General features: G+C 55.7%; 16 protein-coding genes. 6 read left to right on the top strand and 10 right to left on the bottom strand.

Going from position 1 to position 15259, the window contains the following annotated elements:
- Position 1: 1 nt before the first annotated feature.
- The 9 genes from D3871_RS21110 to D3871_RS21070 form a co-directional block, all read right to left on the bottom strand.
- Positions 2–940 (bottom strand): dihydrodipicolinate synthase family protein, encoded by a 939-nt coding sequence (locus D3871_RS21110; RefSeq protein ID WP_119771014.1) that lies wholly within the window; start codon positions 938–940, stop codon positions 2–4.
- Complete coding sequence (locus D3871_RS21105; RefSeq protein WP_119771013.1) at positions 937–2133, bottom strand: L-rhamnonate dehydratase; 1197 nt, start codon at positions 2131–2133, stop codon at positions 937–939. The genes D3871_RS21110 and D3871_RS21105 overlap by 4 nt, the downstream gene beginning before the upstream one ends.
- Positions 2133–3188 carry a 4-hydroxythreonine-4-phosphate dehydrogenase PdxA gene (locus D3871_RS21100; protein ID WP_119771012.1) on the bottom strand — a complete coding sequence of 352 codons (1056 nt, stop codon included), beginning with the start codon at positions 3186–3188 and terminating at the stop codon, positions 2133–2135. Before D3871_RS21100 ends, D3871_RS21105 begins: the two co-directional genes overlap by 1 nt.
- Before the next feature lie 8 nt (positions 3189–3196).
- On the bottom strand, positions 3197–4165 hold the full coding sequence (locus D3871_RS21095; protein WP_119771011.1) for a Bug family tripartite tricarboxylate transporter substrate binding protein: 969 nt from the start codon (positions 4163–4165) through the stop codon (positions 3197–3199).
- 93 nt (positions 4166–4258) lie between these two features.
- Complete coding sequence (locus D3871_RS21090) at positions 4259–4981, bottom strand: FadR/GntR family transcriptional regulator (RefSeq protein WP_119771010.1); 723 nt, start codon at positions 4979–4981, stop codon at positions 4259–4261.
- 109 nt (positions 4982–5090) lie between these two features.
- Positions 5091–6080 (bottom strand): porin, encoded by a 990-nt coding sequence (locus D3871_RS21085; RefSeq protein WP_233575751.1) that lies wholly within the window; start codon positions 6078–6080, stop codon positions 5091–5093.
- A 123-nt stretch (positions 6081–6203) separates the two neighbouring features.
- The gene (locus D3871_RS21080) at positions 6204–7727 is read right to left on the bottom strand and encodes a tripartite tricarboxylate transporter permease (RefSeq protein WP_119771009.1); all 1524 of its coding nucleotides are present in this window, start codon (positions 7725–7727) and stop codon (positions 6204–6206) included.
- A 37-nt stretch (positions 7728–7764) separates the two neighbouring features.
- The gene (locus D3871_RS21075) at positions 7765–8307 is read right to left on the bottom strand and encodes a tripartite tricarboxylate transporter TctB family protein (RefSeq protein WP_119771008.1); all 543 of its coding nucleotides are present in this window, start codon (positions 8305–8307) and stop codon (positions 7765–7767) included.
- Positions 8308–8343: 36 nt separating this feature from the next.
- Positions 8344–9354, bottom strand: a complete 1011-nt coding sequence (locus D3871_RS21070; protein WP_119771007.1) for a Bug family tripartite tricarboxylate transporter substrate binding protein — start codon at positions 9352–9354, stop codon at positions 8344–8346.
- Between the two features lie 111 nt (positions 9355–9465).
- Here D3871_RS21070 and D3871_RS21065 point away from each other — a divergent pair, with 111 nt between their 5' ends.
- The 6 genes from D3871_RS21065 (at position 9466) to D3871_RS21040 (ending at position 14399) form a co-directional block, all read left to right on the top strand.
- Positions 9466–10392, top strand: a complete 927-nt coding sequence (locus D3871_RS21065) for a LysR family transcriptional regulator (RefSeq protein WP_119771006.1) — start codon at positions 9466–9468, stop codon at positions 10390–10392.
- Positions 10393–11162: 770 nt separating this feature from the next.
- Entirely contained in the window at positions 11163–11519 is a 357-nt protein-coding gene (locus D3871_RS21060) for a YciI family protein (RefSeq protein ID WP_119771005.1), read from the top strand.
- A gap of 132 nt (positions 11520–11651) precedes the next feature.
- Positions 11652–12074, top strand: a complete 423-nt coding sequence (locus D3871_RS21055; protein WP_119771004.1) for a YciI family protein — start codon at positions 11652–11654, stop codon at positions 12072–12074.
- Positions 12075–12099: 25 nt separating this feature from the next.
- Entirely contained in the window at positions 12100–12639 is a 540-nt protein-coding gene (locus D3871_RS21050) for an SRPBCC family protein (protein WP_119771003.1), read from the top strand.
- A gap of 78 nt (positions 12640–12717) precedes the next feature.
- Positions 12718–13125 carry a VOC family protein gene (locus D3871_RS21045; protein ID WP_119771002.1) on the top strand — a complete coding sequence of 136 codons (408 nt, stop codon included), beginning with the start codon at positions 12718–12720 and terminating at the stop codon, positions 13123–13125.
- A complete protein-coding gene (locus tag D3871_RS21040; protein WP_119771001.1) occupies positions 13125–14399 on the top strand; it encodes an RNA polymerase sigma factor in 1275 nt (424 codons plus the stop codon). The genes D3871_RS21045 and D3871_RS21040 overlap by 1 nt, the downstream gene beginning before the upstream one ends.
- A gap of 246 nt (positions 14400–14645) precedes the next feature.
- Here D3871_RS21040 and D3871_RS21035 read toward each other — a convergent pair whose 3' ends face one another.
- Positions 14646–15236 carry a hypothetical protein gene (locus D3871_RS21035; RefSeq protein ID WP_199724850.1) on the bottom strand — a complete coding sequence of 197 codons (591 nt, stop codon included), beginning with the start codon at positions 15234–15236 and terminating at the stop codon, positions 14646–14648.
- Between the last annotated feature and the right edge of the window lie 23 nt (positions 15237–15259).

The raw sequence follows: 15259 nt of genomic DNA, 5'->3' as shown, positions 1-15259 counted from the left end.
CTCACTTTGCCCAACGCAGGACGAGTGGATCAAGCCGCCGCGCGGCATCCAGTAAGCCGGCGCGCACGGCCGGATGCATCGGTGCGAACGGATGACGAGGCGCATCGCTTGCAATGATGCCGCCGGCCTTCATCAATGCTTTCGCCGTCAAAATACCGCCTTGGCGGTTTTCGTAGTTGATGAGCGGAAGCCATTTGGCATAGGCAGCCACTGCATCCTCTCGCCGGCCATCAAGATAGGCGTCGACGATCGTTCGAATGCCATCAGGATAAGCACCGCCAGTCATCGCTCCGGTGGCGCCCGCATCCAAGTCCGCAAGAAGGGTAATCGCTTCCTCACCGTCCCATGGGCCTTCGATTGCCTCGCCACCCAACGCAATCAGCTCGCGCAGCTTGCTGGCGGCGCCCTGTGTCTCGATCTTGAAATAGGCGACATTCTCAATCTCCATCGCCATCCGGGCCAGAAACGCCGTGGATAGCGGCGTGCCCGCCACCGGCGCATCCTGAATCATGATCGGAATGGAAATCGCATCAGACAAGCTGGCGAAAAACTCATAGATCAATGGTTCGGATACGCGAATGGTCGCGCCGTGATACGGCGGCATCACCATCACCATGGAGGCGCCCATGTCTTGCGCACGCCGGCTGCGCGCCGCACAGACGGAGGTGCCAAAGTGCGTCGTGGTCACAATGACCGGTACGCGTCCAGCGACATGCTCCAGGATGGTCTGTGTCAGTATCTCGCGTTCATCATCGGCAAGCAGGAACTGCTCGGAAAAATTCGCGAGTATGCACAAGCCGGTGGACCCGGCGTCGATCATAAAGTCGACGCAGCGCTTCTGGCTTGCGAGATCCAGCGTGCCATCTTCAGCGAATGTAGTCGGGACGACGGGAAATACGCCTCGATAGCGTGGACGTGATTGTGAGTTGACCTGGCTCATTCGGTGATCTCGAAGTTGTGGAGATGATCGGTACGCAGCGACAAGCCTAATCCGGGTGTCTTGTCGTCGAGTTGCAGGAATCCGTTGACTGCATCCGGTTCGCCCTTGAAGATGTAATAGAACAGTTCGTTACCTACTTCGACGTCATGTACGGGGAAGTATTCGCTCATCGGACAATTCAAGCTGCTCATCGTCAGATGGTAGTTGTGCATCTGGCCAGCATGCGGAATCACCGGCACCGAATAGGCTTCACACAGTGCATTGATCTTGTGCGCCATGGTGATGCCGCCGACGCGGTTCGTGTCGTACTGCACGACAGAAACCGCACGCTTGTCGAGCAGCTGCTTGAAGCCCAGTAGCGAAAATTCATGTTCGCCTCCGGAAATGGGGATGCTCGTCAGGCGGTTCAGTTCCGCGTAACCGTCGATGTCATCGGCGATGACCGGCTCTTCCAGCCAGCGCGGCTGGTACTTTTCCAGCTTGGGCAGAATGCGTTTCGCATACTCGAGGTTCCAGCCCATATAGCATTCGAGCATCAGGTCGTTGTCGTAACCAATGACTTCGCGCACCGCTTCTACCGATTTCAGATTTTCCACGACGCCTTGCTGGCCATGGGCGGGTCCATAGCCGAAGCGCATCTTGAACGCACGGAATCCCTGCTTCATGAACTTCTCGGCCTCTTCCTGCATGGCCTTCAGATCCGTGCGGTACAGTTTGCTGTAATAGCAAGGGATCTTTTCCTTGGTTCGTCCGCCCAGGAGCTTGAATACCGGCAGGTTCGTGGCCTTGCCGAGGATATCCCAGATCGCAATGTCGACTGCCGAGATTGCCGCCATGCCCACACCCTTGCGGCCCCATGCCTGGGTAGCCCGGTACATGCGCTGATTGATGTACTCGTAATCCCATGGATCCTGGCCCAACACCAGTGGCGCCAGGTACTGATCGATGATGGCCTTGGCGATACGTGGCGCAAGTGCCACGTTGCCCAGGCCAACGAGGCCGTTATCTGTTTCCACTTCCACCACCGTCCATCCATGGAAACGGAACGTGTTCATCGTGTCGTTGCCACACTCGTGCCGGTTGGCTTGGTTGTCGTAGACCAGGTCCATGGCGTTGGAACAGAAGTTGCCTTGTGGCGGTACGGTGGGGCCCTTCCATTCAAATACGCGGGCACGAATTGCTTTGATTTTCATTATTTGGTTTCCTTCGATGAATAAAATAAATGTCTGGTTCGATAGGCTGCGCCCATCCGGGCCGCGATCGCAAAGGCGTTGGCAGTGGCATTGACGTCCGCCTTGCCTTTTCCGGCGATGTCATAAGCAGTGCCGTGCGCCGGGGTCGTAATGGGGACCGGCAAACCTCCCTGCACTGTCACCCCGCGCGAAAATCCCATCAGCTTCAAGGCAATCTGGCCTTGATCGTGATACATCGTTACGATTCCATCGACCTGGCCATCACGCGCCTGCAGAAAGATCGTGTCTGCGGGGAATGGCCCGGTGACGCTAAATCCCTGCGCTTGCAGTTCAGCCACTGCCGGCGCGATGACATCGATTTCCTCACGCCCGCAGGTACCGCCCTCGCCATTGTGCGGATTCAAACCTGCGACAGCTACGCGGGGCTGTGCAACACCGCTGGCTTGCAGTGAGGAGTACAACAGTGCAGCAGCATCTACCACACGTTTTCGTTCGATGTACTTCGGCACGTCTTTCAATGGCACATGCGATGAGATACGCGAGGTCCAGATACCCTCGAGCGTATTGAATTCACAGAAGTAGCTATCGACGCCGAGATATTCGGCAAAATGGTGCAGCTCGTCCTCGTGCCGCAAGCCGCCCTGCTTCATCGCATGCTTGTTCAGCGGCGCAAAGCAGATAGCGTCGATTTCTCCGGCACGGGCAGCATCCATGCAACGGTTCAATACTTGCAGAACCGACCGTCCTCCGGGCGCTGCGGCGACAGCAATCTGTACCTCGGCGGGGTCGACAGTGTGCATCGCGAGGAAAGCCGGCATGTGCGTGTCGCTGCGCTCACGCACTTCCGCGAAGCTCCCAACTTCCTGTGTCGCCACGGTCATACCGGCCTGCTCCTGCCCATGCGCCCACAGCCATGGATCGCCGACGAGCACCACATTCGCAGTCTGCATGGTGCCTGAACGCGCGAGCAGACGTGCAATCAGTTCCGGACCGATACCGCCTGGGTCGCCCAGCGTCACGGCGACGACCGGTTTTTGAGTGATAGTTTGATTCATGATTAGTCTTAGTCCGCCTTGATACCGCGCCGCTTGATCAGCTCGGAATAACGGGCATTCTCCTTGTCGTGGAAGGCAATAAATTCAGTCTGGCTCATGGGGGTGACTTCCGTACCGATTGACTCCAGCCGCTTGCGCGCCTCGGGCTGCGCAAGCAGCTTGGTCACTTCGTCATGTACGCGCTGCTGCACCGCCTTTGGGGTCGCGGCCGGCATATACAGGCCGTACCACGCGCTCATTTCGGCCCCCTTGACACCCGCTTCAGCCATCGTCGGTACATTCGGCAGCTTAGGACTGCGTTGCGCACTCGCCACTGCCAAGGGCCGTACCTTGCCTGTCTGGATATGCGGCAGCACTGAAGCCAGTGTGTCGAAGCTCATTTGCACGGTTCCACCCATGACGTCGATCAGCGCCGGCGCGCTGCCCTTGTATGGTATGTGGACAATCGCGGTCCCGGTCACTTCCTTGAATATTTCGCCGGCGATGTGCTGAGTGCTACCCGAACCGCTAGATGCATTGTTCAAATCATTTGGCTTGCTCTTTGCCAATGCAATCAGATCGCGCACGTCCTTTACTTTCAGATCGTTGTTCACAACAAGCACGTTCGGCACGGAACCGACGAAGGCAACAGGCACCAAGTCTTTTTTGTTGTCGTATGGAAGTCTAAGGATATAAGGCGCAATTGCATGGGCGGTAGATACGCCCATGACCATCGTATGTTCGTCCGTGGACTTGGCGGTAGCATCGACGGCAAGCGTATTCGACGCGCCCGGCTTGTTTTCCACCATTACCGGCACCTTCCATGCGGCGCCAAGCCGCTCGGCGACGATGCGGGCAATCGCGTCAGTGCCGCCGCCCGGACTCGATCCGACGAGGATGCGTACCGGCTTGCTCGGCCACTGCGAGGACTGAGCCCAGGCCAATCCAGGCGCGAGAAGGGCACACGCAATGAAAGCCAATCGATGTCGTTTATTCATTAATGTCTCCATGGTGGTTTAATGATCAGGTCCGGAAAGCAGACCAGTTAGGTCAAATAAAAGGCGGCACCTTGCCGCCAGCAACGAACAAGTTCAGCGCTTCATCTCTTGCACTGTGCTCTTATGCACATGTTGCAGATGGTGGGTCAATGCCTCTTCTGCTAGCTGGGGATTACCTGTCGCAAGCGCTTCCACAATGCGCTCGTGGTCTTGTACGCTTTGTGCGATCGCGCCTTTTCGCTTCAGCGCCTGCCTACGGTAATCAAGCGCATAGTCATACATGTCCGAAACAAAATCGCGCAACAAACTGTTACCGCAGGCTGCATAGATAATCGTATGCAACTCCCGATCCGAAATCTGAAACGTGACCGGATCATTAATCATGAGCTTTTGTTGAGCAACCAGCACGCGCAGACGTTCCAGATCGCTTTTGCTTATTCGTGTCGCCGCAAGCTTCACGACCTGGACCTCGACTTGGATCCGCGCCTCCGCGACCTCATCCACTCCTTTATCCTTCAGCTTTGCGAGCGCCCGAACCGATGACACCAAGGTTTCCTTACCGGGGCCAATGACACGGGTACGCGCTCCTTGCGACACTTCCAGCATGCCGCGCGCATGAAGTTCACCAATCGCACCGCGAACCGTCTCGCGCGAAACTTCCAATGTGCTTGCCAACGCGCGTTCGGAGGGGAGCTCGTCGCCAGGCTGCAGCAAACCGCTCAGAATCATATACGCGAGCTTGTCCGCGAGCTGATGCTTGACAGTGCGTTTGACGATGTCAGTTTCCCCGCCGGGCAAACGAGTCAGAAGTTCCATTTGATTTCCAATCTTCCACTGGTACGGATAGTGTACCAGTGGAAGGCGACCTGTACAAGCTTACTTTGTCCCAATTACTGCACGGCTCGGCATCAGAGCTACATAGTTTTTAGAAACGATGCCGAATACCAGCATTGATTACTTTGTCGGTCGCACCCGGACGCGCGGCCAGGTAACTGACTACACTATCATTGGACGTACGCGAATACGAGGTGTACAGATTTGTTCTCTTTGACAGTGCATAGGTATAAGCAAGATTGATCTGGTCTGCGTCGGCGTCTGCGCGAGCCTTGTCTTCCTTGTGAATATAAGAAACCATGAATGAGTGCGCACCGAATGGCACCGATGCACCGATCATCGCATCACGTGTATCGAGGGTGCCCAGGCCACGATTCACCGCATAGGCAGCATGCAGGCGCGCAACAGTAAAGTTATACACTCCGCCAAGCAGCGTGGTTCTTGCCGAGTCGGTTCCTGTGGGATTTTCGGCTTCATGGAAGGCAAACTGCGCAACCACTGGGCCATTCGTGTAATTCAGCGCCAAGCCGATTTGGCGGCTCGCGGAGCTGTCGCCCGCAACCTCACCCAGACCATAAGCCAGTTCCCCGCTGATTCCCGCCAATTTCGGCAATGTGTAATTCACCGTATTATTCATGCGAACACCGTATGAATTAATAATGCGAGAAATGTCACCGGCGAGGCCGGTTGCCATTGGGTCGATCACGCCGAGGGCATTGTGAATAGGTGTAATTTGACGACCGAATTTCACGGTGCCCACTGCGCTGCCAAGTCCGACCCACGCCTGCCGGCCGAAGAGCAAGCCGCCCTGCGCCGCTGTTCCGGCATCGAGGTTGTGGCCGTTTTCAAGGACGAACAGAGCCGACAGTCCTCCGCCGAGATCTTCTACCCCCCTGAATCCGATTCGGCTTCCGGAATGCATACCGCTGTCCAGACGCCATACAGCGCCCGCCGGCCCACCGTTATCCTGGCGAACGATACCCATGTCGGCAACGCCGTAGATGCTTACCGAGGTTTGCGCGGCTGCCATGCAGGATGTCAACGCGACCGCGGTTGCGATTAATACTTGTTTCTTCTTCAACGCTATCTCCCTTTGAGTTTATTGAAATTACTACGGTGTCGTCGTTTGCCTTTCGGCCTCCGAAAATTGTTGTCCCAAGATGCGACGTCAGGGTCGCAACCCTGGCCTTGCCGATACGGAAAATTATGAGAACTGCTCTGATGACGATGTCGTCGAACCCCGTCGTGCACGATTCAGCATCTTCACCAAAACTGGCCAGAAGGCTGCGAGAAGCGCAGTGGTCGTCAGGGTTCCGACTAATGGATTCGACCAAAAGACCAAGAGGCTTCCTTCGGAAAACAGCATCGACTGTCGGAATGCAGACTCTGCCTTGTCGCCGAGCACCGCAGCCAGCACCAATGGGGCAATTGGATAGTTGAGCTTTTTGAACGCATAGCCAATCGCGCCGAAGCACAACATCAATCCGACATCGAACATGGAACCGTGCACCGAGTAGGCACCTATGCTGCATACCATGACTATCACTGGCGCTATGATTGAAAACGGGATTCTCATGATCGACGCAAATAGCGGCACCGTGGATAGCACGATAAGTAAACTCACGACGTTGCCCACATACATACTCGCGATGAGACTCCAGACAAATTCTTTCTGCTCGACGAATAACATCGGACCAGGTTGCAATCCCCAAATCATCAAACCGCCCAGCATCACTGCAGCTGTCGCTGAGCCGGGGATGCCGAGCGTTAGCATCGGCAATAACGCGCTCGTGCCTGCCGCATGGTCAGCCGTCTCCGGTGCAATGACGCCGTCGACACTGCCTTTGCCAAAACTTTCCTTGTCCTTTGACAGGCGCTTGGCAATGCTATAACTCATGAACGAGGCAGCGGTAGGCCCCCCCGGTGTCACACCCATCCAGCATCCAATAGCGGCGCTGCGCAGTAAGGTTGCCCAGTATCGTGGCAGCGACATCCACGTCCTGAGCACCACACCGAAACTGATTTTTACACGCTCGCCACGAAACACCAGTCCGTCCTCAATAGTGCACAGGATTTCACCGATACCGAATAGCCCGATGACGGCAATCTCAAAGCTGATTCCTTTGAGCAGGTCGGGGAGTCCAAAGGTAAGGCGCAGGCTTCCCGACACCGTATCCATGCCCACCGCCGCCATCGCGAGGCCTAGCATCAGCGCGACCACCGTCTTTAGCGGTGGATTCTTGCTCATGCCAATGAAGCTGCAGAATGCAAGCAGATACACGGCAAAAAACTCGGGCGAACTAAACTTGAGGGCAAATTTGGCGATGTAACTCGACAGGAAAGTAATCAGCAAGACACCAACCAGCGCGCCGAATAACGCGGACGTAAAGGCGGCGGTCAATGCTTCAGCCGCCCTACCCTGCTTCGCTAGTGGATAACCGTCGAACGTCGTCGCTACAGACGACGGTTCGCCAGGAATGTTGAAGATAATTGAAGTGATTGAGCCTCCGAACAACGCACCCCAATACATACAGGTGAGAAGGATGATGGCTGACGTCGGGTTCATGGTGAACGTCAATGGCAACAATAGCGTAACGCCGTTGGGTGCACCGAGCCCTGGAAGGACGCCCACCAGAACACCAAGCAGCACTCCGGCAACCATGATCAACAAGTGGTAAGGCGTCGAAACGACAGCCATACCATGTAGCAGTGCATCGAATTCTTGCATTTATTTTTTCCGGATTGTTCAGATTAATGCGGCTTGGTTAACCGGAAATGCCCATCATGCCAAGTAACAATCCTCTGTTGAGCGGCAGGCCAAACCAGCGTTCGAACAGCAGATAGACGGCGACAGAGACACCGATAGAAATGGCGGCAATGGTGATGGGCGCATAACGCTTGCCATCACGCTCGCGCCACATGAACCATGCAATGAAAATGGAAGACGCGATATAGGTGCCAATCAAATGAATGGCGACGCCATACACACACATCGGGATAAACACCGCAGCCACATGATGAAACTGTCTCTTGTCCAACAGCGTCGCATCAAGCGTCTTCCAACGGGCCAGGGTATGCAGAATTGTGCCGGCACTGGCGAGAACCAAGATAACGCCGATATAGAAAGGAAAATATCCTGCATCGGGGCCGCTTTCCGTCCATCCGATGCCCTGCTCCTGCGCACCGACGATCACGATGCCGCCGATTAACGCAGTAAATAATGCGGTACCCAGTTCGGCCCCACGCATGGTCACGGCCGTTATCCGGTCCTCGCCACTTTCTGAAGTGGTATGTACGTTTGACATCATGTCTCCTCGGGACGCAAATACTGCGCCCCTTACGCTTTATTTAACCAACCAACCCGCGTCGCCAAAGATCTTTAACGCACGTTGTTCATCTGCGGCGATGTAGTTTTTCAGTGCGGTGCTGTCGAGGAAACCCGCTGCAAGTGCGTTGCGTTCTACGTACTCATTGAACTCTGGCGTCTGCGTGATCCGACGCATCAGGTCGGTATAGAATTGAATTTGCGGCTGTGTAACGCCGCCCGGCATGAATACTGTTCGCGGAAAGCGGTATTCGTCGATTGCGACACCTTGTTCTTTGCAGGTTGGAATATCGGACCACGCCATATCGCCAGCAACCTTCGTCGTCAGCGCCATGCGCGACTTACTGAAGACACACAATGGCTTTACCTGTCCCGCCTTCCACTGCGACAGGTTCTCGCTCGGGTTATTCACATTGAAACTGATATGTTTGCCAGCCAGCTGCGTCGCAGCCTCGCTGCCGCTTTTGAACGGGATATAGACAAACTTTGTCCCGTGTACTTTATTGATCAGTAATGTCAGGGTCTGATCGACATCCTTGGACTGGCTGCCACCCATTCTATATTTCGATGGGTCGCTCTTGGCAGTGTCCAGATATTCCTTCGCGGTTTTATAAGGTGCCTCTGCATAAGTCCACAAGATAAAGTCGTCCTGGGCCACTGCGGCCACCGGCGTAAGTTCAGTCCAGTTGTAGCCAAGCTTGGAGACCAACGGAAGCAGGTACGCATTGTTGGTACCGACAATGAGTTTGTGCGCTTCGCCTTTTGCCAACTTGATGTCTAGAAAGCCTTCAGCGCCATTGCCGCCGCCCTTGTTGACGACTACAACCGGAACCGTGGTCATCTTGTACTTTGTGATCACGGCCTGCATCAGGCGCGCCAACTGGTCGGTTCCTCCACCGGGGCCAGCGGCGACAGTGATTTCAAGCGTTTTGGTCGGTTGCCAGGCGTCCTGAGCGATTGCAGCACTATTAATAAGCGCCATACCTGCAATGGCGGTGGCAACAATAGACTTCAAATGGGATGCAAGCATGGAGGTCTCCTGTGGTTTTAATAGGGACAGATTCTGAAGTTGACGGTAATAACTGTCTACTCAATAAATCCGATCACGTGATAACCTATGGTTATTGAATAGGACGACGCCATGATTCCCACTACAAAGAACATTGAAAATCGTTTAAGGGTTAAACAACTCGCGTTGATTGCGTCTCTTGCGCAATTAAAGACCTTGCATAAAGTGGCGGAGGCGATGCACCTGTCCCAGCCAGCCGTGACAAAAATGCTGCATGAGATGGAAGTGACTCTTGGCGTCCCGCTATTTGAGAGAAGTCCGCGCGGGATGGTGCCAACCACTTATGGCGAGTCGGTTATTGAATATGCAATTTCAACGCTCACCAATCTCGACAATTTGCGCAAGCGTCTGATTACGCAGTCAAGCGGAGGGGAAGGCGAAATCTCCGTCGGATCGATTATGGCGCCGTCGGCGGGACTTCTGGCTCACACGGTCGTGGATGTAAAAGCCCGATACCCGCGCCTGAAGATTCGCGTGCAGATTGAGACCAGCGATATCCTTGTAAGCTTGCTTCGGGAAGGGAAAATCGACATCGTCCTTGGACGTCTGGCCGGATCCGAGAGCGACGAGTTCAACTTTGAAGTGCTTGAAGATGAACCCTTGTCCGTCATCTGTAGCACGAACCACCCCTTGCTCGCTTCCCGGCGTTTGACCTTGCGTCATCTTGCAGATTTGCCATGGATCCTGCAGCCGCCCAGTTCTCCTATGCGCCAGGTCCTGGAGCGCGCCTTTCGCGATGAGGGGCTCATGACTCCGCAAAACCTTATTGAAACGGCGTCGATATTAACCACGACCACACTTCTTCAAGAGACCGATATGGTGGCAGTTACGCCAACCACTATTGCAAAGCAATATGCGTCTGCTGGCCTCATCGGTATCTTACCGGTTCGGATCAAGTTTCAACTGGAGCCGTACGGGATCATCACCCGAAAAGATGATTTCCCGACGCCTGCGATCAGCATTTTTCAAACGTCTCTAAGGCAACGGGCGCTGGCGTGAGCAAGTCGTGCGTGACGCGCGTGCGTTCGCGCCACCGGTTGCTGGGAGAAACGACGATGTGGAAGACGCTGGCCCGGCCGGACGTAGCGTAGGCACGCCAAGTCTGGATCGCTTTCTTGACCATATCTCTTGGATTGGCCGTTGGTGAGATGCTCATGGTTGCTTCCTCATTGCCGCTTCCTCAGTGCCATTTCATTAAGCAGCAGCTGATATTTCGCAAAGAAAATGTTGCGAGTGGCACACAAGTGCATTTGCGACATTTACGTCGGGAAATTGCAGTGCTATCTTGATGTCTGCAACCTCACTTTTCTTTCATCGCCATGCTACTTCGAGACCTCGCCGACATCATGTTTCGTGCCACTGCTGCTGCGGTTGCCGTGTCCACTCTTGCCCTGCTGTTTGCAAAGTACGCAGCAACCTGAAGCAAAATGACTTCTCCATGACAGCGCATCGTATTTGCTCGGGCGCTGTCGGACAGCCAAGCGACCCACGAGGCCCTTCTCTCCGGCTGGGGTTTGCAGGCGGCTCTGAGACTGCTGCTGCAGGCAAGGTTTGCACGAAGCCTGCGCCCCCCTGCCTGCCACGACGCAGGCGAGACCCGGTTTGGCACTTTCCTGCCATGCTTCATTCATCCTGCAAGTTTTCTGTTGCTTGTTCATAGCAGCCTCCCCCGCCACATGCGTTTCTGTTTTCGCTATAACTCAATAATCTGACGCCCCGGAGAGTTGTGTAATATCCGATATTCAAACAATAACGAATTGGGAAATGCCATGACTTATCTGCTGCTTATTCTCGAACCGAACGGCCAGCGGGCCAGCCGTACCGAAACCGAGGGCCGCGCGGTGTACGACCGCATGTTGGGCTTTGCGAACGACCTGCAGGCCAAAGGTCTGCTCCTTGGGGCGCAATCCCTGAGTTCACATGCCAACGCATCCCGGGTCCAAGTCCGGGCCGGCCGTTCGTCGGTGCTCGACGGCCCGTTTGCGGAGGCGAAGGAAATGGTGGGCGGGTTTTTCCTCGTCGACTGCAAGACACGGGAAGAAGCCGTGGCACTGGCCGCTCAATGCCCGGCGGCGGAATGGTGCACGGTGGAAGTGCGCAGTCTAGCTCCTTGTTACGAGACTTAAAAATTTTTTAAATTTTTTTCGTCCGCTTGTCGATTTCGGATCGGTTTGTTCGTCGTGTGTATGAAAACCCGGAAAGGCAAGGCATGTCGCCTTGCAAGCGCGGTTTTCACTCTACTCGCAAGGAGAACGAACATGCGTTTCATGATTATCGTCAAGGCATCGAAACAGTCCGAAGCCGGCGAAATGCCGGAAGAAAAAATGCTGGCCGCGATGGCCGACTATCACGAGCAACTGGCGAAGGCAGGCGTGCTGCTGGATGGATCCGGATTGCAACCGAGCTCCAAAGGCTGGCGCATCCGTTATTCGGCAGGCCGGCGCACCGTGATCGACGGCCCATTTGCAGAAACCAAGGAGTTGATCGCCGGTTATACGATTATCCAGGTGCGCTCACGCGACGAAGCGCTGGAATGGACGCGTCGTTTCCCCGCACCGCATGGCGGCGATGTCGATGCCGAAATCGAGGTCAGGCAGATGTTCGAGCTGGAAGACTTTACGCAAGGCGAAGCCATCGAGCAGTTCCGCGCCATTGGCATCGGCGAACAGCCTGGCCGGTAATGCAGCCGCATATCAGGAGAAAACCATGATCAAACTCATTGCCCTAAGTGCCATCGCAGTCGTTGCCGGTGTGACGGTCGTGCTGATCGCCGCCGCGACCCGTCCCGATATCTTCCGCGTCGAACGTTCTACCAGTATCCACGCTCCCGCCGAACGCATTCTTCCCTTGCTGACCGACCTGCGCCGGTTCAACAGCTGGAGCCCATACGCCAAGAAAGATCCGTCCATGAAAGGTGAATATCGTGGACCGGCCAGCGGCGCGGGCGCGGCTTACCATTTCGAAGGTAACAAGGACGTCGGCAAGGGCAGCATAGAAATCGTCGACGCGTCCGCCGCGGACAAGCTGACCATGAAGCTCGACATGATAGAGCCGTTCGAAGGCCACAATATCGTGGAATTCCGCCTGGCGCCGCAGGAAGATGGAACAAGGGTGACGTGGTCCATGCATGGCCCCAGCCCGCTGATCGCCCGAGTGGTCGGTCTGTTCATGAACATGGACAGCATGATAGGACGCGATTTCGAGACCGGTCTTGGCAATCTCAAAGCCATGGCCGAACGCACCTGAACCGGCCGCAGCGGCAATCGTGCAGCATACGACTGAAATCAATCAGACAATTCATCAGATAACACCACGAGGAAAATCATGAACAAGCAAATCTATGTCAATCTGCCCGTCAAGAACCTGGAGCGTTCCAGGGAGTTCTTTTCCAGCCTGGGCTATAGCTTCAACGCCCAGTTCAGCAATGAACAAGGTGCATGCATGGTCGTATCCGACCATATCTACGTCATGCTGCTGGTCGAAAGTTATTTTCAGACCTTTACCAAGAAGCCGGTCGCGGACTCTACGAAAGTGACCGAAGTCCTGACCTGTCTGTCATGCGACAGCCGCGCCGAGGTCGACGAACTGGTGGCCAAGGCATTGGCGGCTGGCGGCAAGGCACCGAACGCGCCACAGGATCACGGCTTCATGTACGCACATGGCTTTGAAGACCTGGATGGCCATATATGGGAACTGGTCTATATGACTGAAGCCGCCGCCGGAAACAGCTGATGCACTCGGCCACCCACCAGGCGATCTCGGCCGTATGGCGCATCGAGTCGGCCAAGATCGTGGCCGGCGTCGCACGCATGGTGCGTGATATCGGCCTGGCCGAGGAACTTGCGCAGGATGCCTTGGTGTCCGCGCTGGAACACTGGCCGCTCGACGGTGTTCCGGACAACCCGGGAGCATGGCTGATGGCAACCGCGAAGAATCGGGCGCTTGACCGCCTCCGACGCGACAAGCTGTTGCAGGAAAAACTGGAACAGATAGGACTGGATCTGGAAGCGCAGGAAGCCCTGATCGTGCCGGATTTTGTCGATGCGCTCGATGCCGCCCGGGAGGACAAGATAGGCGACGATCTGCTGCGGCTGATCTTCACCGCTTGCCATCCGGTCCTTTCGGCCGAGGCGCGGGTGGCCTTGACCCTGAAACTGCTGGCTGGCCTGACCACGCATGAAATTGCCCGGGCTTTTCTTTCGAGCGAGCCGACGATTGCCCAGCGTATCGTGCGCGCCAAGCGGACGCTGAACGAAGCACGGGTTCCGTTCGAAGTGCCGCACGGCGAATTGCTGACTGAGCGCCTGTCGGCAGTGCTTGAGGTGGTGTACCTGATTTTCAATGAGGGCTACACGGCGACGGCCGGCGATGACTGGATGCGGCCGTCATTGATCGATGAAGCGCTGCGTCTGGGCCGCATGCTGGCCGAGTTGGCACCGAAGGAGTCCGAGGTGCACGGCCTGGTCGGCTTGATGGAGTTGCAGGCATCGCGCGCCAAGGCAAGGCTGGATGCTGCAGGCCGCCCGGTGCTGCTGCTGGACCAGGACCGTTCCCGCTGGGACCACCTGCTGATCCGGCGTGGACTGCTTGCATTGCAGCGTGCTGAAGCACTCGACGGTGCCTTCGGTCCTTATGCGTTGCAGGCGGCGATCGCAGCCTGCCATGCTCGCGCCCAGGCCGCCGGCGAAACGGATTGGGCCCGTATTGCCGCGTTGTATGCCACGCTTGGGCAAGTGTCGCCCTCGCCCGTCATCGAATTGAACCGTGCGGTTGCCGTGAGCATGGCCATGGGACCTGCCGCCGGACTGGAAATTGTCGACGCGCTGGCCAAGGACCGCGCCTTGCGGGATTATCAGTGGTTGCCCAGCGTGCGCGGTGACCTGCTTGCCAAACTGGGACGTAATGCCGAAGCGCGCCAGGAATTTGAACGAGCTGCCGGTCTGGCGAAGAATACGCAGGAGCGCGACCTTTTGCTGGAACGTGCGGCCAGGTTATACCAATCCTGATCCATAACGTAACAAATGAAATCGATGGATTTTTTCGTCTGGCAAGGCGCAGGAGGAGTCAATAGCGGTGCTATTGACGACGAATGCAACGCAGGCAAGCGGCTCGGCGCCCCCGGAAAAAGACGCGATGTCATGTCACGTTAGGGGTTAGGATTGGTGTTACACACCGGGACGAAATAACCCAAGTCTCAAAGTGCGAAGTTCGCAACAACTGCCAAAGACATGGGCATTTGCGTATAGGGAGCGTTATTTGCGCAGTTCAGCTGCCTCGAGCAGCACACGCTGCATTTTCAATAACGCGTCCTGCGATGCACGTTTCCCGCTCAGGGAAAAGTCGGATTTGAATTCACTGAATTCGGCGTTACCTTCACCAGAAACACTCTTGGTAAGCACCGGATTGCCGAGAGCATCAGTGATCTGACATGTAAGGTCGACATTAAATTTCGTGGGTGGCCAGGTAAATGGGCTCGGCGATGACGAGTTCGTCACAATTTCCGGCGTAATGATATAGCTTACGTTGTTGCGGCTAATTGCCTCGGCATCTTTGGCCGTCTTTAATTTGGTGACACTGCCAAATACATTGGTCAGCATTTTGTAGAAAGCCGTTTCCATATCGCGGTACGGTTGATAACTTACCTTATCACCGCCGCCACCAGGAGTCGTCACTTCCTTGGTGCGAACGTCTTCACTAATGTAATAAGCGACGTTCTTGACGACAGGTGCCTTTGCGCCATCGCGCTCGATTTTTGCGATGTCCGGGCCAATAGCGATTGGATGGGCGCACCCGGTAATGGCGATTGCGGTCAATACGGAGACAATATACTTCGTAATTTGCATGGTCGATCCTGAATAGTGAAAAA

It is taken from the genome of Noviherbaspirillum saxi (assembly GCF_003591035.1).
GTDB classification, from domain to species: Bacteria; Pseudomonadota; Gammaproteobacteria; order Burkholderiales; family Burkholderiaceae_D; genus Noviherbaspirillum; species Noviherbaspirillum saxi.
This window is presented reverse-complemented; position numbering and strand designations above follow the sequence as displayed.